Annotated in this window: 17 protein-coding genes; 9 read left to right on the top strand and 8 right to left on the bottom strand. The window is 66.0% G+C overall.

Annotated features, from left to right (window positions below):
• Positions 1–153 precede the first annotated feature (153 nt).
• Together metH and LC066_RS02615 are read left to right on the top strand one after the other, a co-directional pair.
• Entirely contained in the window at positions 154–3,948 is a 3,795-nt protein-coding gene (gene metH, locus LC066_RS02620; protein ID WP_224896420.1) for a methionine synthase, read from the top strand.
• A 251-nt stretch (positions 3,949–4,199) separates the two neighbouring features.
• On the top strand, positions 4,200–5,324 hold the full coding sequence (locus LC066_RS02615; RefSeq protein ID WP_224896419.1) for a 5-methyltetrahydropteroyltriglutamate--homocysteine S-methyltransferase: 1,125 nt from the start codon (positions 4,200–4,202) through the stop codon (positions 5,322–5,324).
• Positions 5,325–5,642: 318 nt separating this feature from the next.
• On the opposite strand, the gene LC066_RS02610 is transcribed toward LC066_RS02615, so the two are convergent.
• Genes LC066_RS02610 through LC066_RS02590 form a run of 5 tightly spaced genes read right to left on the bottom strand, consistent with a single transcriptional unit; the run spans position 5,643 to position 9,860 of the window.
• On the bottom strand, positions 5,643–6,374 hold the full coding sequence (locus LC066_RS02610) for a Hint domain-containing protein (RefSeq protein WP_224896418.1): 732 nt from the start codon (positions 6,372–6,374) through the stop codon (positions 5,643–5,645).
• A 23-nt stretch (positions 6,375–6,397) separates the two neighbouring features.
• Positions 6,398–6,784: a hypothetical protein gene (locus LC066_RS02605; protein ID WP_224896417.1), complete on the bottom strand. Its 387-nt coding sequence runs from the start codon at positions 6,782–6,784 to the stop codon at positions 6,398–6,400.
• 55 nt (positions 6,785–6,839) lie between these two features.
• A complete protein-coding gene (locus LC066_RS02600) occupies positions 6,840–7,523 on the bottom strand; it encodes a GntR family transcriptional regulator (RefSeq protein WP_222474537.1) in 684 nt (227 codons plus the stop codon).
• The gene (argE, locus tag LC066_RS02595; RefSeq protein WP_224896416.1) at positions 7,516–8,676 is read right to left on the bottom strand and encodes an acetylornithine deacetylase; all 1,161 of its coding nucleotides are present in this window, start codon (positions 8,674–8,676) and stop codon (positions 7,516–7,518) included. The genes LC066_RS02600 and argE overlap by 8 nt, the downstream gene beginning before the upstream one ends.
• On the bottom strand, positions 8,676–9,860 hold the full coding sequence (locus tag LC066_RS02590; RefSeq protein ID WP_224896415.1) for a M24 family metallopeptidase: 1,185 nt from the start codon (positions 9,858–9,860) through the stop codon (positions 8,676–8,678). Before LC066_RS02590 ends, argE begins: the two co-directional genes overlap by 1 nt.
• Before the next feature lie 451 nt (positions 9,861–10,311).
• Between LC066_RS02590 and LC066_RS02585 the strand changes: the two genes are divergently transcribed.
• Positions 10,312–11,682, top strand: coding sequence for an aspartate aminotransferase family protein (locus LC066_RS02585; RefSeq protein ID WP_224896414.1), 1,371 nt, complete (start codon positions 10,312–10,314; stop codon positions 11,680–11,682).
• Positions 11,683–11,874: 192 nt separating this feature from the next.
• Here the strand turns inward: LC066_RS02585 and LC066_RS02580 are convergent, their stop codons facing one another.
• Complete coding sequence (locus tag LC066_RS02580) at positions 11,875–12,441, bottom strand: YcbK family protein (protein ID WP_224896413.1); 567 nt, start codon at positions 12,439–12,441, stop codon at positions 11,875–11,877.
• A 317-nt stretch (positions 12,442–12,758) separates the two neighbouring features.
• On the opposite strand from LC066_RS02580, the gene LC066_RS02575 reads away from it, so the two are divergent.
• The 4 genes from LC066_RS02575 to LC066_RS02560 are packed head-to-tail and all read left to right on the top strand — an operon-like array spanning position 12,759 to position 17,018.
• Entirely contained in the window at positions 12,759–14,393 is a 1,635-nt protein-coding gene (locus tag LC066_RS02575) for a L,D-transpeptidase family protein (RefSeq protein ID WP_224896412.1), read from the top strand.
• Between the two features lie 29 nt (positions 14,394–14,422).
• Positions 14,423–15,514 (top strand): UDP-3-O-(3-hydroxymyristoyl)glucosamine N-acyltransferase, encoded by a 1,092-nt coding sequence (gene lpxD / locus LC066_RS02570; protein ID WP_224896411.1) that lies wholly within the window; start codon positions 14,423–14,425, stop codon positions 15,512–15,514.
• 35 nt (positions 15,515–15,549) lie between these two features.
• On the top strand, positions 15,550–15,813 hold the full coding sequence (locus LC066_RS02565) for an acyl carrier protein (RefSeq protein ID WP_085886839.1): 264 nt from the start codon (positions 15,550–15,552) through the stop codon (positions 15,811–15,813).
• Positions 15,810–17,018 (top strand): beta-ketoacyl-[acyl-carrier-protein] synthase family protein, encoded by a 1,209-nt coding sequence (locus LC066_RS02560; protein ID WP_224896410.1) that lies wholly within the window; start codon positions 15,810–15,812, stop codon positions 17,016–17,018. Before LC066_RS02565 ends, LC066_RS02560 begins: the two co-directional genes overlap by 4 nt.
• Positions 17,019–17,243: 225 nt before the next feature.
• Here the strand turns inward: LC066_RS02560 and LC066_RS02555 are convergent, their stop codons facing one another.
• Complete coding sequence (locus tag LC066_RS02555; protein ID WP_224896409.1) at positions 17,244–17,846, bottom strand: invasion associated locus B family protein; 603 nt, start codon at positions 17,844–17,846, stop codon at positions 17,244–17,246.
• Between the two features lie 565 nt (positions 17,847–18,411).
• On the opposite strand from LC066_RS02555, the gene LC066_RS02550 reads away from it, so the two are divergent.
• Both LC066_RS02550 and LC066_RS02545 read left to right on the top strand, forming a co-directional pair.
• Positions 18,412–19,959, top strand: coding sequence for a helicase HerA-like domain-containing protein (locus LC066_RS02550; protein WP_224896408.1), 1,548 nt, complete (start codon positions 18,412–18,414; stop codon positions 19,957–19,959).
• A 238-nt stretch (positions 19,960–20,197) separates the two neighbouring features.
• Positions 20,198–20,557 (top strand): hypothetical protein, encoded by a 360-nt coding sequence (locus tag LC066_RS02545; protein WP_224896407.1) that lies wholly within the window; start codon positions 20,198–20,200, stop codon positions 20,555–20,557.
• A 191-nt stretch (positions 20,558–20,748) separates the two neighbouring features.
• Here the strand turns inward: LC066_RS02545 and LC066_RS02540 are convergent, their stop codons facing one another.
• Positions 20,749–20,973: a hypothetical protein gene (locus LC066_RS02540; protein ID WP_224896406.1), complete on the bottom strand. Its 225-nt coding sequence runs from the start codon at positions 20,971–20,973 to the stop codon at positions 20,749–20,751.
• Positions 20,974–21,359: the final 386 nt, after the last annotated feature.

Here is a 21,359-nt window from a genome sequence, read left to right as displayed (position 1 = left end):
GGCCTGGTCCACCTCGATCGGGCTACAATGTGAATGAGCCTCATATTCTCCATGCCTTATATGAAGTGGATGATCTTTCTGCGCTGCGGTAGGCAGAAACCTCCCCCGGAGTCCGTCTCCCTTTGCCCTAACTTTCAGCAGGTCCCTGGTTTCATGTCCTCTTCCCAACTTCGTCTTTCCCCGGTCTTCGAGCAGATCCGCAGCGCCGCCCGTGAGCGCATCCTGATCCTCGACGGGGCCATGGGGACGCAGATCCAGCAGCTTGGCCTGTCGGAGGAGGATTTCCACGGGCACGGCGCGGGCTGCGGCTGTGGCTGTGGCGCCCATGCGGCGGTCGAGGGCGGCGAAGAGAAGCCGCAGAAGGGCAACAACGACCTTCTGAACCTGACGAAGCCCGAAGCGATCGAGGAGATCCATTTCCAGTACGCCATGGCCGGCGCCGACATCGCCGAGACGAACACCTTCTCCTCGACCACCATCGCCCAGGCCGACTACGGGCTGGAGGATCAGGTGCACGCACTGAACGTCGCCGGCGCCCGGCTGGCGCGGCAGGCGATGGACCGCGCCGAACAGGTGGTCGGGCGCAAACGCTTCGTCGCCGGCGCGCTTGGGCCGACCAACCGCACCGCCTCGATCAGCCCCGACGTGAACAACCCCGGCTACCGCGCCGTCAGCTTCGACGACCTGCGGGTCGCCTACCGCCAGCAGGCGGAGGCGCTGCTGGAAGGCGGGGCCGACATCCTGCTGATCGAGACGATCTTCGACACGCTGAACGCCAAGGCCGCGATCTTCGCCTGCGAGGAGGTCTTCGCGGCGCGGGGCGAACGCACGCCCGTCATGATCTCGGGCACCATCACCGACCTGTCGGGACGGACCCTGTCGGGGCAGACCCCCACGGCCTTCTGGCATTCGGTGCGCCATGCGCAGCCGCTGACCGTCGGCCTGAACTGTGCGCTCGGCGCCGATGCCATGCGCCCGCATATCGCGGAACTGTCGGGCGTGGCCGACACGCTGATCTGCGCCTATCCGAACGCCGGCCTGCCCAACGAGATGGGTGAATATGACCAGACGCCGGAGGAAATGGCGGCCCTGGTCGAGGGCTTTGCCCGTGACGGGCTGGTGAATATCGTCGGCGGCTGCTGCGGCTCCACCTATGACCATATCCGCGCCGTGGCCGAGGCCGTCAGCCCGCATGCCCCGCGTGCCATCCCCGAGCATCAGCCCCTGATGCAGCTGTCGGGGCTGGAGCCCTTCGTGCTGACCAAGGACATCCCCTTCGTGAACGTGGGCGAGCGGACGAACGTCACCGGCTCCGCCAAGTTCCGCAAGCTGATCACCAACCGCGACTATGCCACTGCGCTGGACGTGGCCCGCCAGCAGGTCGAGAACGGCGCGCAGATCATCGACATCAACATGGACGAGGGTCTGATCGATTCCAAACAGGCGATGATCGAGTTCCTCAACCTGATCGCGGCCGAACCCGACATCGCCCGGGTGCCGATCATGATCGACAGCTCCAAGTGGGAGGTGATCGAGGCGGGCCTGCAATGCGTGCAGGGAAAGTCGGTGGTCAACTCGATCTCGCTGAAGGAAGGCGAGGAGAACTTCCGCCACCAGGCCAACCTGTGCCGCGCCTATGGCGCCGCCGTCGTGGTCATGGCCTTTGACGAGACCGGCCAGGCCGATACCGAGGACCGCAAGGTCGAGATCTGTCAGCGCGCCTACAAGATCCTCACCGAGGAGGTGGGCTTCGACCCCGAGGACATCATCTTCGACCCGAACGTCTTTGCCGTCGCCACGGGCATCGAGGAACACGACAACTACGGCGTCGACTTCATCAAGGCGACGAAGCGGATCACCGAGACCTGCCCGCATGTCCATATCTCGGGCGGGGTGTCGAACCTGTCGTTCTCCTTCCGCGGCAATGAACCGGTGCGCGAGGCGATGCACGCCGTCTTCCTCTACCACGGCATCCAGAACGGCATGGACATGGGGATCGTCAACGCCGGCCAGCTGGCGGTCTACGACCAGATCGACGCGAAGCTGCGCGAGGCCTGCGAGGACGTGGTACTGAACCGCACGCCGGCCAACGGCAACTCCGCCACCGAGAACATGCTGGAGATCGCGGAGGATTACCGCGGGCAGGGCGGCGCCAAGGGGCGCGAAAAGGACATGTCGTGGCGCGAGTTGCCGGTGGAGAAGCGCCTGGAACACGCGCTGGTCAACGGCATCACCGAGTTCATCGACGACGACACCGAGGAGGCGCGCCAGGCCGCCGAACGTCCGCTGCATGTGATCGAAGGGCCGCTGATGGCGGGGATGAACGTGGTCGGCGATCTGTTCGGCGCGGGCAAGATGTTCCTGCCGCAGGTGGTGAAATCCGCCCGCGTGATGAAACAGGCCGTCGCCATCCTGCTGCCCTACATGGAGGAGGAAAAGCGCCTGAACGGTGGGGACCAGCAGCAGGCCGCGGGCAAGGTCCTGATGGCCACGGTGAAGGGCGACGTGCACGACATCGGCAAGAACATCGTCGGCGTCGTCCTGGCCTGCAACAATTACGAGATCATCGACCTGGGCGTCATGGTCCCGGCCGAGAAAATCCTGCAGGTGGCCAAGGAGGAAAACGTCGACGTCATCGGCCTGTCGGGCCTCATCACACCGTCGCTGGACGAGATGGTGCATGTCGCGTCCGAGATGGAGCGGCAGGGCTTCGACATCCCGCTGCTGATCGGCGGCGCCACCACCAGCCGGGTGCACACGGCCGTCAAGATCCACCCGCGCTACGACGAGGGGCAGGCCATCTACGTCACTGACGCCAGCCGCGCGGTCGGCGTGGTCTCTTCGCTGCTGTCGAAACAGGTGAAAGCGGAATATGTCGCCAACATCCGTGACGAATACGCCGAGGTGGCCGAGAAACACGCCCGCGCCGAGGCCGCCAAGACCCGCCTGCCGCTGGAGGCCGCCCGTGCCAATGCGCTGAAGATAGATTTCGACGGCTACGCGCCCGCGAAACCGGCCTTCTTCGGCACCAAGGTCTATGAGGACTGGGATCTGGCGGAACTGGCCCGCTACATCGACTGGACCCCCTTCTTCCAGACCTGGGAGATGAAGGGCGTCTATCCCAAGATCCTGGACGACCCGAAACAGGGTGAGGCCGCCCGCGCGCTCTTCGAGGACGCGCAGGAGATGCTGAAGCGGATCATCGACGAGAAGTGGTTCACGCCGCGCGCCGTGGTCGGGTTCTGGCCGGCGAACGGGCAGGGGGATGACATCACGGTCTGGAAGGACGAGGGCCGCGACGAAGAGTGGGCCACCTTCTTCACCCTGCGCCAGCAGACTTCGAAACGCGGCGACCGGCCCAATGTCGCCATGTCCGATTTCGTCGCCCCGAAGGGCGTCGACGACTACATCGGCGGCTTCGTCGTCACCGCCGGGGTGGAGGAGATCGCCATCGCAGAGGCCTTCGAGGGCAAGAACGACGACTACAGCTCGATCCTGGTGAAGGCCCTGGCGGACCGCATGGCCGAGGCCTTTGCCGAGCGGATGCACGAGAAGGTCCGCAAGGAGCTGTGGCCCTACGCGGCGGAGGAAACCTATGCGCCGGAGGAGCTGATCGGCGAACCCTACGCCGGGATCCGTCCCGCGCCGGGCTATCCCGCGCAGCCCGATCACACGGAGAAGACGACTCTGTTCGATCTGCTGGATGCCACCGCCGCGACCGGCGTCGAGCTGACCGAGAGCTATGCCATGTGGCCGGGGTCCTCGGTCTCGGGCCTCTATATCGGCCATCCCGAAAGCTACTACTTCGGTGTCGCCAAGGTCGAGCGCGACCAGGTCGCCGACTACGCCGCCCGCAAGGGCATGGACGTGGCCGAGGTGGAACGCTGGCTGGGTCCGATTCTGAACTACGTACCGGGCAAGGACCCGAAGGCGATCGCGGCGGAATGATCTGCGCCCCGGGCTCTGGCCCGGGGTGTTACTGGTAAAATTCCATGGCCCCCGGCGTTCCGCGCCCGGGGGCTTTCGCCGTTGCCGTACGTCGCTGCCTATGTATGCATAAGTTTTTGTAAAATAGCGAAAAATGGCCGATTTTCCGGGGTATCGCCTTCCAACCCGGCGGGAAGTCTGGTCAAATGTATTCATCCGCTTGAGACAGGATGCGGCGCCGCCGCATCGCACATTTCAGGGAAGGAAACTGGATGAAAGACGAGATGACCAAGAGCACGCTGAAACCGCCGTTCCGCGCCGACCACGTCGGCAGCCTGCTGCGCCCGACCGCCATCGCCGAGGCCCGCAAGGCCGGCGTCACCGGTGATGCGCTGCGCGAGATCGAGGATCGCGAGATCCCGGCGATGATCAAGATGCAGGAAGAGGTCGGCCTGAAGGTCGTCACCGACGGCGAAGCCCGCCGCGCCTTCTGGCACTTCGACTACATGGGCATGCTGGACGGTCTCGACCTGGTGCAGCGCGACCCCGACGCGGGTATCGCCTTCCACGGCGTGAAAACCCCGCCGACCGTGTCGACGATCACCAAGAAGCTGGACTTCCCGGCCGATCACCCGATGCTGGAGCACTTCAAGTTCGTGAAGGACCACACCAGCGTCTGCCCGAAGATCTCCATCCCCGGCCCGTCGGCGGCGCACTTCCGCACCGCGCCGGAGGACATCTTCGTCGAGGAATACAAGGACCCCGAGGTCTTCACCGCGGCCCTGGCCGAGTGCTGGAAGAAAGCCGTCGGCGCCTTCTACGACGCGGGCTGCCGCTACCTGCAGCTGGATGACATCTTCTTCGCCTACCTGGGCGACCCGAAGCACCGCGCGCTGTGGGAATCCCGCGGCCAGGATCCCGACTGGCTGATCGACCGCTATGCCTGGATGCTGAACGAGGCGATCAAGGACCGCCCCGAGGACATGACCATCGGCATGCACATGTGCCGCGGCAACTTCCGCTCCACCCACGCTGCCGAAGGCAGCTACGAGGCCGCGGCCGACGCGATCTTCAACAAGGCCGATGTCGATATCTACTTCATGGAATACGACACCGACCGCGCCGGCGGCCTGGAACCGCTGCGCCTGCTGCCCAAGGGCAACAAGCGCGTCATGGCCGGGTTCATCACCACCAAGACGCCCGAGCTGGAGCCGATGGACGACATCAAGCGCAAGTTCGAGGAAGCGTCGAAATACGCCGACATGGACCAGCTGGGCATCGCGCCGCAGTGCGGCTTCTCCTCCACCGAGGAAGGCAACGCCGTGACCATGGACGACCAGCGCCGCAAGCTGGAACTGGTCATCAAGGTCAGCCAGGAGCTCTGGGACGACGCCTGATCCCTGAGGGTGGCCTTTGCAGGAAGGCCGCAACGTGACCATGACCCGATTCGGCCTGTGCCGGGTCGGGTTTTTTAATTTTATCAGAATGTTCCGAGGCTCTCTTTGCCTTTTAGATTAGGGCGAGAAGAAGCCATCATCAAAGAATGAGTTGAGCGCTACGCGATCTCGTCCTGATCTCCGGCGACAGGCGCTGCCCCTGGGGTGCTATCCGCATAGCGCCGCCAAGGTCAGGAATGTGCGTGACGGCGGCAGGTAGCCGTCCCCGAATTTCGCGCAATCCGTGCTTTGCACGAAGGGGCGCGTAGCGGGACTGTCTCAGATCCTGTTGGCGCGTACCGACGTGCTGATGTGCGCATCGCTCGGATTTGGGGAGATCCGGCTGGCCGCGATTTTCCACTCGCGCACATCGGTGCTGTCGCCGCTGCCGAGGCTGCGCGTGCCGATCTTGGAAGGGCTGCGCATCTTAGGCTGGGCCGATAGCGCGGCGAGTTGGCGTCGCGCCTCCTGCACGCGTATCAGAGGCAGGGCAGGCTCCGGCCGCGTCCCCATGATCGCCCGGACCCGTCGGCGTTCCTGCGGAGCCAGCGCCTTCATCGCCTGCGCGCCGGGCCAGAAGCTCTCGCAGGGGAGGCCCTCAGCCAGGAGGATGGCGTGGCGGTCCAGCACCAGATGGATGTAGAGTTGGGCGCGCCCGTCGCGCAGCGGCCCGATGCGGGGCAGGACAGTCAGGGCCTTTGCCGGCACCAGCCCGCCCAGATCAGGCATGTGAACGCGGTGCTGCGGCGACAGCACCAGCCTACGGGCCGGTCGGCCCGGGCCCAGGGCGTTCTTCTGGAGGCGGATCGGCGCCGCCGGTGCCTCCGGTCCCGGTCGGGCCTGCTGCGTCAGAACCAACCGCAGTGTCGTCAGCCCGCCGTCGGCCAGGCGCAGGCGGGCGCCGGGGCGCAGAGTTTCGGCGGGCGCGTGGCCTGTGGCTGTCGCGATGCGCGTGCCGGCGGTGAAACAGGCCACGGCGGCGCTGTCGGAATAGCGGTAGAAGCCGTGCAACCCGTCGGCGCGCCCGACGATGATCAGCGGCTCGCCGAAGGGGGCGGATCGCCGACGATGGAATAGCCATAGATGGTGGATGGATCGCCGTTCACCGAGATGAGCTGGATGGTGTAGACCCGTCCCCAGCTGTCGCGCACGAAAAGCTCGTATTCCGCTTCCAGCAGGGTGCCGCCGGGCACGTCATAGCCGTGCACGACCTGGTCGTAGGCAACGCGCTGGTCGATGTCGTCGTCGTCGAAGAAGTCGCCATCATCCTCCATCACCACGACGTCCGAGCGAGCCCCCTCGGAGATGGTGATCGTGTCCCAGCCCAGCCAGAACTGTTCTCCGCCGGCGCTGTTGAAACCCGAGGGGTTGCTGGTGCTGATCGTCGCCATGTCGAAGACGTTGAGATCGTGTTGCGCCATGCGCCTCTCCGCTGCTGATGCCGTCGCAGCATCGCAGCGGCGCCTTACGCCGCCGTTAAGATCGGGTCAGCCGTCGCGCCCGCAGCCGGCGCCAGGACATCGACACATGGGCCCGGTGGATCAGCGCCGCCGCCTCCATGTCGCCGGTTTCCAACGCCTGCAGGATGTCCTCCACCTCGCGGGCGAAGATGGCGATTTCCTCGCCCAGGTCCAGATCCGAGGCATAGAGGGAATGCACCCAGAGCCGCGCGGTCTGCGAATAGAGATGGGTGGCGAAATCCATCAGGGGTCGGTTCGCCGACAGTTCGGCCTGGGCCTGGATGAAGTCGTAGATCAGCCGCGCCAGTGGGCGGGGGCTGTCAGGGTCGGGACGCAGGGCGCGCCCGCGTTCGGCCAGGCGGCGAAAGCGCGACAGGGTTTCGGGCGCCGGCGCCACCGGATCGAGCTTCGCCGCCAGCTGCGCCAGCTCCAGCCGCAGGCGATAAATCTGGTCCAGCTCCTCGTCCGCCAGCTCGGTGACGAAGGTGCCGACCCCGTGGCGCGAGGACACCAGCCCGGCGCCCTCCAGCTTCGCCAGCACCTTGCGCAGAGGCGTGCGGGAGATGCCGAATTCCTCGGCCAGCTCCGTCTCCGACAGGCGCTGGCCGGGGGTGTAGTCCAGAAGGCAGATCCGCTCGCGCAGCTCCGCCTCCAGCGCATCGGCGCGGTCCAGTGCGGAAAGCTGGCTGATGTCATCCATGATGGACCGCCAGCTTGCCGATCAGGTCGAGGCATTGGGCCATCTGGTCGATCTCGATGAATTCATCCGGCTTGTGTGCCTGTTCGATCGACCCGGGGCCGCAGATGATCGCCTGCATCCCGAGTTGCTGGAACAGCCCGGCCTCGGTGTTGAACGGCACGACCGAGGCGCCGTTGGCGCCGGTCAGATGCTGGACCATGTCGCGGATCTCGTTCTCCGGCATGGGCAGCAACCCGCAGACCTCGCCCACCACCTCGGTCACCACGTCGGCCTGGGGCGAGAGGCGACGCATCTCCGGCAGGATCTCGGCGGCGATGAACTGGGCCACGGCGTCCTTGACGAAGGCCTGGTCGGCATCGTTGATGGGCCGCATTTCCCAGTCCAGCATGGCCGCCGACGGGATCACGTTATGGGTGGTGCCGCCGTGCAGGGCGCCGATGTTGATGGTCGTATGCGGCGGGTCGAAGGGGGAGCCTTCGGGCGCGCGGGCCTTCAGGTCAGCCCGCAGCTGCATCAGCTTGCCGATGTAGCGGGTGGCATATTCCACCGCGTTCACCCCGGCCTCCGGCGAGGATCCATGCCCGCCGGTGCCGGTGAAGCGCACGGTGTATTCGCAGCAGCCCTTGTGCCCATCGACCACCTGCATCAGCGTCGGCTCGCCGATCAGCGCAAGCGCCGGGCGCACGGGGCGCTTGGCCAACTCCTCCACCAGCGCCCGCCCGCCAAGGCAGCCGACCTCCTCGTCATGGGTGAAGGCGAAATGGAAGGGCCGGTCGCCCACGGTCTCGGACAGGCGCGGGGCCATGGCCAGAACGCAGGCGATGAAGCCCTTCATGTCGCAACTTCCGCGCCCGTAGAGGCGGCCGTCGTGTTCGTACATGTCGAAGGGATCGCGCGACCAGTCCTGGCCCTGCACCGGCACCACGTCGGAATGGCCGGAAAAGACCAGCCCGCCGTCGCGATCCTGAGGGCCGATGGTGGCCCAGAGGTTGGCCTTCTGCCCGCTCTCGTCGCGCAGGATCTCGACCCGCGCGCCGGCGCGGCCCAGCACCTCGGCCATGTAGGCGATGGCATCCAGGTTGCTGTCGGAGGAGATGGTGGGAAAGCCGATCAGCTCTCCCAGCATCTGCTTGGCAGTGGTCAGGTCGGTCATCAGTCCTTCACGAAGAGCTTGCGTTCGATGTTGCACAGGGTTTCCGCCGGGCCGTCCTCGGTGATCAGGATCGTTTCGGTCGTCTCCAGACCCCAGTCGTCCATCCACAGGCCGGGCATGAAGTGGAAGGTCATGCCGGGTTCCAGCACGGTTTCATCGAAGGCGCGGATCGACACGGTGTGTTCGCCCCAGTCCGGCGGGTAGCTGAGGCCCACGGCATAGCCCGCGCGGTTCGGGCGTTCGATGCCCACCTTCAGCAGGGCGGTATCCAGGGCGCGGGCGATGTCGCAGGCGCGGTTGCCGGCGCGGGCCACCTCGATGCCATTGTTCAGCCCTTCGGTCAGCGCCTCGGAGGCGTCGATCATGAACTGCGGCGGCTTGCCCAGGAACAGCGTGCGCGACAGCGGCGCGTGGTAGCGGCGGTAGCAGCCCGATTGCTCGATGAAGGTCGCCTCGCCCTTCTTCAGGGCCTCGCCGTTCCAGGTCAGGTGCGGCGCACTTGCATCCTCGCCCGAGGGCAGCAGGGGCACGATGGCCGGGTAATCGCCCCAGCTGTCTTCCTCGCCCTGCACGGCGGTCTTGTAGAGCTCGCCCACCAGGTCGTGCTTGCGCATGCCCGGTTCCGCCAGTTCCACGGCGCGGGAGATCACCAGTTCAGAGATCCGCGCGGCCCGGCGCATGAACGCCAATTCCTCGTCCGACTTGATCAGACGCTGCCAGTTGACCAGCGTGGAGGCATCCAAGATTTCGGCCTCGGGCAGGCCGTCCAGCAGGACGGCATGGGCCTTGGCGGTGTAGAAGTAGGTCTCCATCTCCACGCCGATGCGCTTGTCGCCGAGGCCCATGATGCGCAGGTGGCTGGCGAGGTCCTCCATCGGGTGCACATCGGGGCTCTGGATGTAGCGGTCGGCGTAGTGAAGGATATGGTCATGCTCCATCCAGACCGTGCGCTTGGCGCCGTTGGCGTCCTGCAGGCGGCCCCACCAGTAGGGGGCGCCCTCCATCGTCAGGATGACGCCCTGATGCACGTAGAAAGACCAGCCGTCATAGCCGGTCAGGTAGTTCTGGTTGGACGGGTTGGTGATGAACAGGACGTCGATCCCGGCCTCCGCCATGGCCTGGCGGGTGATGCGGATGCGACGGTCATATTCGGCGGCGGAGAAGGGGGCCTTGCTGGCGGACATCTGGTTCCATCCGATTTGTACACATCATGGGCAAGCATGATCGCCGCCACCTGGTCCGCCCTGCCATCTTTCGCGAAAATCGCGCCGATTGCAGGATCCCTGTTTGCGACTCGGATCATGTTGTGCACAACAGAAGCCGGAACCCCGCCCGAGTCGTCAATCCGGAATCAGGAGCAGAGATATGAAAAGCGTCATCACCGCTGATCCGCATGCCTGCGTCTTGGGCGGAATGGCCGCTCCGGCCGGGCAAACCGGCCCGAGCGCGGGCAGAGAGACGCGTGCCTTTCGGCGATCCGCTGGTGCGTTCAGGTCACGGGAGGTCCCCGGGCGCAGTCGCGCCCATGGCATCACGACCTGATCCGGAATCCGGTGCATGCACCGGAGATTCCAGGAAAGAATACATATTTTCAGCGGATTACGTGCCGCTTTTGATCCGATACAGGAGCCTGACATGCTGACCAACGACCAGCTCGACAAATGGGACCGCGAGTCCTTCTTCCACCCCTCCACCCATCTGGCGCAGCATGCGCGCGGCGAAAGCCCGAACCGCATCATCAAGACCGCCGAGGGCGTCCACATCCAGGACCGTGACGGCAACCGCCTGCTGGACGCCTTCGCGGGCCTCTACTGCGTCAACGTCGGCTACGGCCGCCAGGAGATCGCCGAGGCTATCGCCGAGCAGGCCAAGGAGCTGGCCTATTACCACGCCTATGTCGGCCACGGCACCGAGGCCTCGGTGACACTGGCGCATATGGTCATGGAACGCGCCCCCGCGAACATGAGCAAGGTCTACTTCGGCCTCTCGGGGTCCGACGCCAATGAGACCAACATCAAGCTGATCTGGTACTACAACAACATCCGCGGCCTGCCGGAGAAGAAGAAGATCATCAGCCGCTGGCGTGGCTACCACGGGTCCGGCGTGATGACCGGCTCGCTGACCGGGCTGGAGACCTTCCACAACAAGTTCGACCTGCCGCGCGCGCCCATCATCCATACCGAAGCGCCCTATTACTTCCGCCGCGACGATCTGGACATGAGCGAGGAAGATTTCACCGCCCATTGCGTGGCGGAGCTTGAGGCGCTGATCGAGCGTGAGGGCGCCGACACCATCGCGGCCTTCATCGGTGAACCGGTGCTGGGCACCGGGGGCATCGTGCCGCCGCCCGCAGGCTACTGGGACGCCATCCAGAAGGTGCTGGCCAAGCACGACATCCTGTTGGTGGTGGACGAGGTCGTCACAGGCTTCGGTCGCCTGGGCACCATGATGGGGTCGGATCACTACGGGCTGAAGCCCGACCTGATCACCATCGCTAAGGGTCTGACCAGCGCCTATGCGCCGCTGTCGGGCTCCATCGTGGGCGACCGCATGTGGAAGGTACTGGAGCAGGGCACCGATGAGAACGGGCCCATCGGTCACGGCTGGACCTACTCCGCCCACCCGATCGGCGCCGCCGCCGGTGTCGCCAACCTGCGCCTGATTGATGAGCTGGGCCTGGTGAAGAACGCCGGCGAAACCGGAGCCTATTTCGTAGGGGCCATGCGGGATGCGCTGGCCGGGCACGCCCACGTGGGCGACGTGCGCGGCGAAGGCATGCTCTGCGCGGTGGAGTTCGTGGAAGAGAAGGCAGGCCGCAAGTTCTACGATCCGTCCAAGAAGGTCGGTGCCGCCGTGGCGGCCGAGCTGGCCTCGATGGGCGTCATCGGGCGGGCCATGCCGCAGGGCGACATCCTGGGCTTTGCCCCGCCGCTTTGCCTGACCCGCGAGGAGGCCGACACCATCGTCGCCACCACCGCGAAGGCCGTGAAGAACGTGCTGGGCTGACCGAGGCAGCAGCGTGAGAGAGATCGGGGGTGGTGCACGGCATCGCCCCCTTTTTCATGCGCGGCCCGGACCGGGGGTAGGGCAAGAAAAAACCGCCCTCGGCGGGGCGGTTCTTCGGGCCGCGTTCCCCGCCCGAAGGCGGGGGTGCGGAACAGGCGGTCGCCCGCGGCAGGGTGCCGGTAGGGCCGGGGCTCAGGCGCCCCAATGGCGCAGGGCGCCGCAATCCATGTGCACGAAGTTCGAGCCGGAGTAGCGCCCGACACCGCCCGCGCGGCAGCTTTCGGCGGCAGCGGCCATCTGGTTGACCGAGCGGGTCGCCAGGCGCAGGTCGGCGGCCTTGGCTTCCATGTGCAGCGAGTTGCGCGCCACGCCGCGCGATTTCGAGCGCAGCATCGCGTTGGTGTGCGGGGTGCGGTAGCCCGACAGCAACAGGTAGGGTTCATCGCAGTCCATCAGCGAATGCGACGCCGCCATGATGTCGATGGTGCGCAGGTCGACCGTCTTCGTCTGATCGTCGCGCCAGTCGCGGAAGAAGTGGGTGATCTCGTCGAGGCTGTCGCGAAGATACTCGCCCTCGATCCAGTAGATCATGTCCAGATGCTCGCCCGTCCGGGCGGAATACATCTTGATGCGCCGGATATCTCCGGCGTTTCGGAGAAACCCTGCAGCCTTCGAGAAAGTCGGTGCTGCGGTGATTGCAGTTGCCGCGAAGGCCCCCAGAAGGGCGCGTCGCGAGATGCTCGCATTGCCTTTGGTCATGTAGCGCTGTCCCGTCGCTTCGTCTGTTCCGCCTTGCTGGCGGTATGTGCCATCGTCCCCAGATGCGCGATTTTTATGACACGGTTCCATTTTTTCTGGAACCCGGCCGGTTCCATCCCTGTGGAAAATCGGCGGATTTTGGCGCAAATCCGCCGGTTTCGAGTCAGGTTTTCCGCAGTGGCAGGCGCAAAGCGTTTCCGCTATGCATCGCGGCAGAGGTATATTAACTGCCTGACCGAAAAGTGAATGGACAGGTGGCAGAGCCTGCCACAGCTTTGTTTAAACAGATTTTTCGCCTGGCCCGGAGGGTTCTTTTCATGACGTCTCGGCAAACCGTTGCCCGTTTCCTGCGCCGCACCACTGCGGCCGCGCTGATTGCCGGTGCTGCTGCGCTGTCTCTGCCGGCGCCCTCCGCCACCGCGATGGAGGGGTTCGCCCTGACCGGGTTCAAGACCGCCGTGGCCGAGGCGGCCGCCCGTGATCGAGACTTGGCGGCCTTCTACCGCGCCCGCGATTTCACCCCGATCTGGACCGGGGCAGGGGCCGAGTTCACCGCCCGCCGCGCCGCCCTGCTGGAAGCGATCCGCATGATGCCGCTGCATGGGCTGCCGGGCGGCAAGGTGGATCCCGACGACCTGATGGCGCGCATGGCCGCTGCCGTCAGCGACCGTGACCGGGGTCTTCTGGATGTGGAGTTGAGCCGGATCTGGCTGGACGTGGCCACCGATCTGCAGACCGGCATCCTGACACCGGCACGGGTCGACAGCGAGATCGTGCGCGAGGTGCCGCTGCGCGATGCCTCGCAATACCTGCAGGGGATCACCGGCCCGGCGCCGCTGAGCTTCGTCGCCGGCCTGCCGCCGCAGCGCGATGAATACCGTCGACTGCTGCGCGCCCGCCTGAAGATGCAGGCAGAGATGGCCGCCGGGGGCTACGGCCCCATAGTGCAGGCCAGCAAGCTGGAGCCGGGCGATCAGGGCCGCGCCGTGATCGCGCTGCGGGATCGGCTGGTTCGCATGGGCTACCTCGCGCCGCGCGCCTCGGCCCGCTACGACGCCGTGCTGGAGGCCGCCGTGCAGCAGTTCCAGCGTGACGCGGGCATCGAGCCCGACGGCGTGGTCGGCGCCAACACGCTGAAGGCGATCAACGTCAGCCAGGAAGAACGCCTGCGCGCCATCACCGTCGCCATGGAGCGCGAGCGCTGGATCAACCGCCCCCTGGGCGAGCGGCACGTCTGGGTGAACCTGCCCGACATGCACGCCAAGCTGATCGACCACGGCGAAGTGGTGTTCAGCACCCGCTCGGTCATTGGTCGCGCCATGGATGGCCGCCGCAGCCCCGAGTTCAGCGATGTCATGGAACACATGATCATCAACCCGACCTGGAACGTGCCGCGGTCCATCGCCGTGAACGAATACCTGCCGCAGATGCAGCAGAACCCCTATGCCGCCGGGCACCTGAACCTGATCGATGCACGCGGCCGCGTCGTGCCGCGCGATGCGGTGGATTTCACCCAGTTCACCCGGGCCAATTTCCCCTTCGACATCAAGCAGCCGCCGTCGAACCGCAACGCGCTTGGCCTGGTGAAGTTCATGTTCCCCAACACGAACAACATCTACCTGCATGACACGCCCTCGAAGAGCCTGTTCAACCGCACGGTCCGCGCCTTCAGCCACGGCTGCATTCGCCTGCAGGATCCCTTCGATTTCGCCTATACCCTGCTGTCCTACCAGGAAAGCGACCCGCAGGGCGTCTTCCAGTCGAAGCTGCGCACGGGCCGCGAGACGCAGGTCGACCTGCGCGAGCCGCTTCAGGTGCACCTGGTCTATCGCACCGCCTTCACCGACACCCGGGGCCGGGTCCACTACCGCGACGATGTCTATGGCCGTGACGCAAAGGTCTGGTCCGCGCTGGCCGCGGAAGGGGTGGTGCTGGATCAGGGGAACAGCTAAACCGGCCCGCAAAGGCGGGAAGGATCCTGATGGCTTATCGAATGGAAGAGATCGCCCGCGCCCTGGGCGGTGAGATCCTGGGCGACGGCACGCTCGAAATCGACAGCGTGGCAGAGCCCGCCGAGGCCGGCCCGCGCGATCTGGCGATCGCCATGAAACCCGAATTTGCCGAAGGGCTGGCCAAGGGCCAGGCCCGTGCCGCCCTGTTGTGGGAGGGCGCGGACTGGACCGAACATGACCTCGACGCCGCCATCCTCGTGGCGCGGCCCCGGATGGGGCTGGCCGCCGTGACCCGACTGCTGGATCCGGGTGCAGGGTACGGCTCTGGCATCCACCCCATGGCCTATATCGAAGAGGGCGCCGAGCTGGGCGAGGACGTCAGCGTCGGCCCCTTCGCGGTGATCTCCCGCGGGGCGAAGATCGGCGCGGGATCGGTCATCGGGCCGCAGGTCTACGTGGGCTGGGACGCCCGGATCGGCGCGGGGGCGCTGCTGCATGCCGGCGTGAAGATCGGGCCGCGCGCCCGCATCGGTGCGCGGTTCACCGCCCACCAGGGCGCGGTGATCGGCGGCGACGGGTTCAGCTTCGTCACGCCCGAAGCCGGCGCCGTGGAAGAGGCGCGGGGCACCCTTGGCGGCGAAAGCCATGCCAAGGCGCAGGCCTGGGAACGCATCCACAGCCTCGGGGCCGTCGAGGTGGGCGACGACGTGGAAATCGGCTGCAACGCCTGCATCGACGCGGGCACGGTGCGCGCCACGCGCATCGGCGACGGCTGCAAGATCGACAACCTCTGCCAGATCGGTCACAACGTGACCGTGGGGCGCGATTGCCTGATGGCCTCCGGCGTGGCGGTCGCCGGCTCCACCCGGATCGGCAACAACGTCGTTCTGGCCGGACGCGTGGGCGTGTCGGACAACATCTTCATCGGAGACGGGGTGGTTGCGGGCGGCGCCTCGATCATCCTGACGAACGTGCCCGCAGGTCGCGTGGTCATGGGCTATCCGGCAGTGAAAATGGATACCCACGTCGAGACTTACAAGGCGCTGCGCCGCCTGCCACGGCTGCTGAAACAGGTATCCGAGTTGCAGAAAGCGGTTTTCAAGCCGGGTCAGAACGACTAGATCAGCGGCAAGCCATCCAGAGGGGGATCGGGTCCATGGCGGACATCAGGCAGAAGGTCATCGAGATCATCGCGGAGCAGGCCGTGCTGGAGCCCTCCGACGTCAAGATGGACAGCACGCTGGAAGATCTGGGGATCGACTCCCTCGGTCTGGTGGAAAGCATCTTCGCCATCGAGGAAGCCTTCGACATCCAGGTGCCCTTCAACGCCAACGAACCCGAGGAAAGCGACTTCGACATTTCCAATGTCGCTGCCATCGTCGCGGGCGTTGAAAAGCTGGTGGCGGAACAGAAGGCGTGAAGCGGGTCGTCATTACCGGCGCGGGCACGATCAATGCCCTGGGTCATGACGTGCCCGAAACCCTCGAGGCGATGCGCGAGGGCCGCTGCGGCATTGCCGAGCTGGACGTGCGCGACGCCGACCGCCTGCTGGTCAACATCGGCGCCCAGGTGAAGGGCTTTTCCTCCGAGGGGCTGTTCAATCGTCAGCAGATGGCGCTGTACGACCGTTTCACCCAATTCGCCCTGGTCGCCGCGCGCGAGGCCATCGCGCAGTCGGGCCTCAGCTTTGCCGGGGAACTGGCGCACAAGACGGGCGCGATCCTGGGCAACTCGGGTGGTGGCATGACGACCATCGACGAGAACTACCGCTCGGTCTACGAGGAGGGGAAGAACCGCGTTCACCCCTTCGTCGTTCCGAAGCTGATGAACAACGCCGCAGCAAGCCATGTGTCGATGGAGTTCAACCTGAAGGGCCCGACCTTCACGGTCAGCTCGGCCTGTGCCAGCTCGAACCACGCCATGGCCCAGGCCTTCCAGATGGTGCGCACGGGCATGAGCCCGGTGATGGTCACCGGCGGGTCGGAATCCATGCTCTGTTTCGGGGGCGTTAAGGCATGGGAAGGCATGCGGGTCATGTCGAAATCCGGTTGCCGCCCGTTCAGCGCCAATCGCAACGGCATGGTGCAGGGCGAGGGGGCAGGCGTCTTCGTTTTCGAGGATTACGATCATGCCCGCGCGCGCGGCGCGGAGATCCTGGCAGAGGTTGCGGGATTCGCCATGTCCTCGGATGCGACCGACATCGTGATGCCGTCGAAACAGGGCGCGGCACGGGCGATTTCCGGGGCCCTGCGCGATGCGCGGCTGAATCCGGAAGACGTGCAGTACATCAACGCCCATGGCACCGGCACCGCGGCCAACGACAAGACCGAAAGCGCGGCGGTGGCCGATGTCTTCGGGCGTCACGCGGATACGGTGATGCTGTCCTCGACCAAGTCGATGCACGGCCACCTGATTGGCGGCACCGGCGCGGTGGAGCTGCTGGCCTGTATCATGGCCCTGCGCGATGGCGTCGTGGCACCGACGATCAACTACGAAGAACCCGACCCCGAATGCGCACTGGACGTGGTGCCGAACGAGGCTCGCGAGGCCAAGGTCGACGTGGCCCTGTCGAACGCCTTCGCCTTCGGCGGTCTGAACGCCGTTCTGGCCCTGAAGCGGGTCTGAGCGCGGCGCGCACGCAAGGGAGCACCTGCGCCCGGCGCCTGCGCATCTTCTCTACATTTATGATCCAGATAGCGTGCCCGCAGGGCATGCAGGCCACCGGGACGATCAGGCTTCGGGCTGGTCCGGCGTCAGGTCTGACCCCGTGTCTTGCATCTGGCGCAGAACGAAAAACGCCGCGCCCGATATAGGCGCGGCGTTTCCGGGTCCGGGTGTCCGGAGATCCGATCAGTTCTCGGACGGCGCTGCGGCCTGGGCGGCGGCCGTGGGCACGGTCACCTGCTCGAAGGAGGCGGTGAAACCGGTCAGGGACAGGCTCATCGGCACATCGACGTCAGGGGCGGCGAAGGGGCGGATGGTCAGGTTCGCGGTGCTGCCGGCCTTGAAGGCGTCCAGATCGGCCTGGCTGAAGCCCACGCGCGCCACGCAACCGGCGCGGTTGCAGGTGGTGAAGTTGTAGACCTTGTCCTCGTTGCCGTCGACATTGATGCGCAGACCCGCGGGCAGCAGGGTTTCCAGCGGCACCATGATGTTGGCGCCGGCCACGGCCTGCGACCCTTCGGGCGTCTTGAAGAAGGAGGCCGTGGCAATCGGGTTGCCGTCTTCCTGGGTCATCAGCTGGGTCATCTGGCAAGGCTCATCCTCGCCGGTTTCGGTCTTGATGCACTCGACGGTCCAGTCGCCGACTTCTTCCTTCGCGTAGCTCTGACCGACCTGCGGCTCCGCCGGGGCCGTCTCGGCGCCCATGTCGAGGTCATCCTGGGACAGGGCAGGGCCGGCGAGCAGGGTCGCGGCCAGCAGGGCGGTCGAGAATTTGGTAATAGAACGCATGACGGGTCCTGTTTCGATAATTGCTTCGTCGCCCGCTTAGCACGGGCGCGGCCGGTTGTCAGTCCCCCCTCCGGGCCGGTGCCGCGGAATTGGGCACGCTCCGGCTGGTGCGCCGGCGTATTGGCACGCAGGGGCGGCGTGACGCAGGCTGCGGCGTCCGGAACGGTCCATTTGCGGAAAGGGTGCGGGAGCCGGAAAAAGGGGCCCGAAATGGACCCCTTTTCCCAATTTTTATGCTCCCCGTCGGACTGGCCGACTTGTATTTGAAGTCACGCTAGGCGGTTTGCGGGGGGTAGTCAACACGGAAATATGACACTCCGATGGCAGCCCGTGAGCCCGCGGTGCGGTGCCTCAATTGCGGGCAGGACGCGATGCCACGGCTTGGCGGCGGGAGGGAAAAAAGCCGCGCCCCGAGGAGCGCGGCCAGTCTGACAGGGAGGAAGTCTGTCCCTCGCCCAAAGGACATGAGACGAAGAACAGGAGGACAGGCTGGCATCATTTGGTTAAGCGAATATTCTCAACCGTGCGCCGTCGGCGCCTTTGTCCGGAAATGCGGGGGAAAAGCATGGACGACTTGAATGGCATTTTCATCGGGGGCGCGGGCCCGGAGCGGCGTGACCCGCAGTACCTGGGCCTGGACTATGCCAACCGTCACGGGCTGATCGCCGGCGCCACGGGCACGGGCAAGACCGTCACGCTGCAGATCATGGCGGAGGAATTCTCCGCCCAGGGGGTGCCGGTCTTCCTCGCGGACGTGAAGGGCGATCTGTCGGGGCTCGCCAAGGCGGGAGATCCGGCGGGCAAGCTGCACGATGCCTTTATGAGCCGGGCGATCTCCATCGGCTTCGACGACTTCGACTATGCCGCCTTCCCGGTGATCTTCTGGGATCTTTTCGGCGCGCAGGGCCATCCGATCCGCACCACGGTCAGCGAGATGGGGCCGTTGCTGCTGGCGCGGCTGATGGAGCTGAACGACACCCAGGAGGGGATCCTGAACATTGCCTTCCGGGTGGCCGATGAGGAAGGGCTGGCGCTGCTGGATCTGAAGGACCTGCAGGCACTACTGGTCTGGCTGGGGGAGAACCGCAAGGAGCTGTCGCTGCGCTACGGCAACATCTCCACCGCGTCGATCGGGGCGATCCAGCGTCGGCTGCTGGTGATGGAGACGGAGGGCGCGGCGCAGATGTTCGGCGAACCCGCGCTGGAGCTGCGCGACCTGATGCGCCGCGACACCGACGGGCGCGGCGCGATTTCGGTGCTAGCCGCCGACAAGTTGATGCAGACCCCGCGCCTCTACGCGACTTTCCTGCTGTGGCTGCTGTCCGAGCTCTTCGAGGAGCTGCCCGAGGTGGGCAACCCCGACAAGCCCAAGCTGGTCTTCTTCTTCGACGAGGCACATCTGCTGTTCGACGATGCGCCTAAGGCGCTGCTGGAGAAGGTGGAACAGGTGGCGCGGCTGATCCGCTCGAAGGGCGTCGGCGTCTATTTCTGCACCCAGAACCCGGCCGATGTGCCTGACGACGTGCTGGGCCAGCTGGGCAACCGCGTGCAGCACGCTCTGCGCGCCTTCACCGCCAAGGATCGCAAGGAGCTGCGTCTGGCTGCCCAGACCTACCGCGACAACCCCGCGTTCGACATCGAAGAGGCGATCACCCAGGTGGGGACGGGCGAGGCCGTGACCTCCTTCCTCGAAAAGAAGGGCGTGCCGGGGATCGCGCAGAAGACCCTGATCCGCCCGCCCAGTTCGCAGCTTGGGCCCATCACCGAGGCCGAGCGGCGCGATGTGATGGCCGTCTCGCCGGTGGCGGCGCAATACGACCGCGCGGTGGACCGGGAAAGCGCCTATGAGATCCTGGCCCGCCGGGCCGCCGCCGCGGCGAAAGAGGCCGAGGCGGCCGAACGTCGCGAGGCGGAGCTGGAAGCGCGAGAGCGCGAAGAGCGAGAGCGTCGCCGCTACACGACCTCGCGCAGGTCATCGCGGTCCTCGCGCGACCGGGGCCTGGGCGCGGACCTGGGCGCGGCGTTGCAGAAGGCGGTGATCCGCGAACTGTCGGGCACCACCGGCAAGCGCATCGTGCGGGGCATCCTGGGCAGCCTGTTCCGCGCCCGATGACCCGCCGTCGGCGCGCCGCTGGAGAGAAAGTGAAGAATTTTTCCGGAAAAAAGGAAACTCCCTTGGCGCGGGCTGCGTATGTGCGCGTACAGATGGTCGTACGGCCTCAGGGCCGGGTTGATCCGGCGCGATGTATCGCTGAGGATCCGTCGACCATGCCCGGCCCCATCAAACTGGGGCCGGAGACCGCGAAGAAAAGGGCCGTGGATCGGCAAACTGGGGAAGGAGCGCAGGTCACGTGACCTCTGACGAGAAGACCATTCTGTCCGCCGAGCTTGCCCTCGGCCTCCTGCAGGGGGCCGAGCGTGACGAGGTGGAAACTGCCGTGATGGTCGATCCGGAGATGCGCGAGGCGCACCGACGCTGGACGGAGCATTTCGCCGGCCTGGTCCTGCGTGAGCCGGGGCCGGACCCCGTGCCCGGGCCGCAGGTTCTTGCGGGCATCGAGGCGACGCTGTTCGGTGACGCTGATGAGGCGGAGGCGCAGGGGCACAGCTGGTGGGACTGGCTGCGGGCGCCCGAGAACCGCGGGCTGGTTTTGACCGTGGGCGCGGCCAAGGTCGCGTTGCTGGCCTGGATCCTATATCTCTTCCTCTAGGACGACGTCCTAGAGCGCATCCAGTGACGATTGCGCTTTCGGTCGGAGGCTTTGCCGGCAGGCCGATCCGGACGCACCGGGGCGACACGCCGAGCAACCCTCAGGTCACTCGCCACGGATCATCCGCCTGGCCCCTGCAGGCACCGACGCTGTATGTCACTCTGTCGGAAAAGACCCCAAAGGACCTGCGCTCAGCCCTGGCTGCGGGCCGGGGTGCCACCCTCGTCCAGGGCGCGACCGATGTAGGGCACGATCAGCATGGTGCCGATCAGGGTGGCCACGAGTGCGACACCGAGGATCTGCACATGCGCCATCACGTCCTGCGACAGCGCATAGGCGGCAATGGCCACCAGCGGGATATGCAGGAACACGGCGCAGACGAATTGCACGCGGCGTTTCATGGTCTGGGCTGGCATCGGTCAGGCCTCCACGGCTAGGTCTGGTCTCGGCGGTCATTATGACCTGTCCGGAGGGGCTAGATCAAGCGCAAGGCGCGCTCGGCCAGCTGTCACAGTGGAGCAATAGGATAGGGCGCATGCCCGTTCGGGCAAGGCCGCCGGGGCGCTGGCGGGCCGCGCAGGCGCGGATGGCCCGTCGGGCAACCGAGGGCGCCCGGCTCGATCTATGCGCTGCCGGCGGGCACCTTGCGCGAATCGTACCAGCCGCTGTGCGGCGAAGGTCGCAGGCAAACCCCGGAAATCGCCGGTTCTGCGCGGATCCCGCGGGCTGGCTGATAGGATTTTTCCGCCGCAGTGCAAAAGATGGCGCAGTCGTCGGGTTTTGATTTACAACCCCCGCCATG

This window comes from Pseudooceanicola marinus (genome assembly GCF_020177265.1).
GTDB classification, from domain to species: Bacteria; Pseudomonadota; Alphaproteobacteria; order Rhodobacterales; family Rhodobacteraceae; genus Pseudooceanicola; species Pseudooceanicola marinus_A.
Note: the sequence above shows the minus strand (reverse complement) of the source record. Positions and strands in the feature narration are given on the sequence as shown.

Bases quoted from the DNA above. Each gene is read 5' to 3' on its own strand.
- argE (WP_224896416.1), bottom strand. From the start codon at position 8,676: ATGACCGACCTGACCACTGCCAAGCAGATGCTGGGAGAGCTGATCGGC.
- LC066_RS02575 (WP_224896412.1), top strand. From the start codon at position 12,759: ATGACGTCTCGGCAAACCGTTGCCCGTTTCCTGCGCCGCACCACTGCG.
- LC066_RS02580 (WP_224896413.1), bottom strand. From the start codon at position 12,441: ATGACCAAAGGCAATGCGAGCATCTCGCGACGCGCCCTTCTGGGGGCC.
- metH (WP_224896420.1), top strand. From the start codon at position 154: ATGTCCTCTTCCCAACTTCGTCTTTCCCCGGTCTTCGAGCAGATCCGC.
- LC066_RS02600 (WP_222474537.1), bottom strand. From the start codon at position 7,523: ATGGATGACATCAGCCAGCTTTCCGCACTGGACCGCGCCGATGCGCTG.
- LC066_RS02585 (WP_224896414.1), top strand. From the start codon at position 10,312: ATGCTGACCAACGACCAGCTCGACAAATGGGACCGCGAGTCCTTCTTC.
- LC066_RS02605 (WP_224896417.1), bottom strand. From the start codon at position 6,784: ATGGCGCAACACGATCTCAACGTCTTCGACATGGCGACGATCAGCACC.
- LC066_RS02555 (WP_224896409.1), bottom strand. From the start codon at position 17,846: ATGCGTTCTATTACCAAATTCTCGACCGCCCTGCTGGCCGCGACCCTG.
- LC066_RS02590 (WP_224896415.1), bottom strand. From the start codon at position 9,860: ATGTCCGCCAGCAAGGCCCCCTTCTCCGCCGCCGAATATGACCGTCGC.
- LC066_RS02550 (WP_224896408.1), top strand. From the start codon at position 18,412: ATGGACGACTTGAATGGCATTTTCATCGGGGGCGCGGGCCCGGAGCGG.
- LC066_RS02615 (WP_224896419.1), top strand. From the start codon at position 4,200: ATGAAAGACGAGATGACCAAGAGCACGCTGAAACCGCCGTTCCGCGCC.
- lpxD (WP_224896411.1), top strand. From the start codon at position 14,423: ATGGCTTATCGAATGGAAGAGATCGCCCGCGCCCTGGGCGGTGAGATC.
- LC066_RS02565 (WP_085886839.1), top strand. From the start codon at position 15,550: ATGGCGGACATCAGGCAGAAGGTCATCGAGATCATCGCGGAGCAGGCC.
- LC066_RS02540 (WP_224896406.1), bottom strand. From the start codon at position 20,973: ATGCCAGCCCAGACCATGAAACGCCGCGTGCAATTCGTCTGCGCCGTG.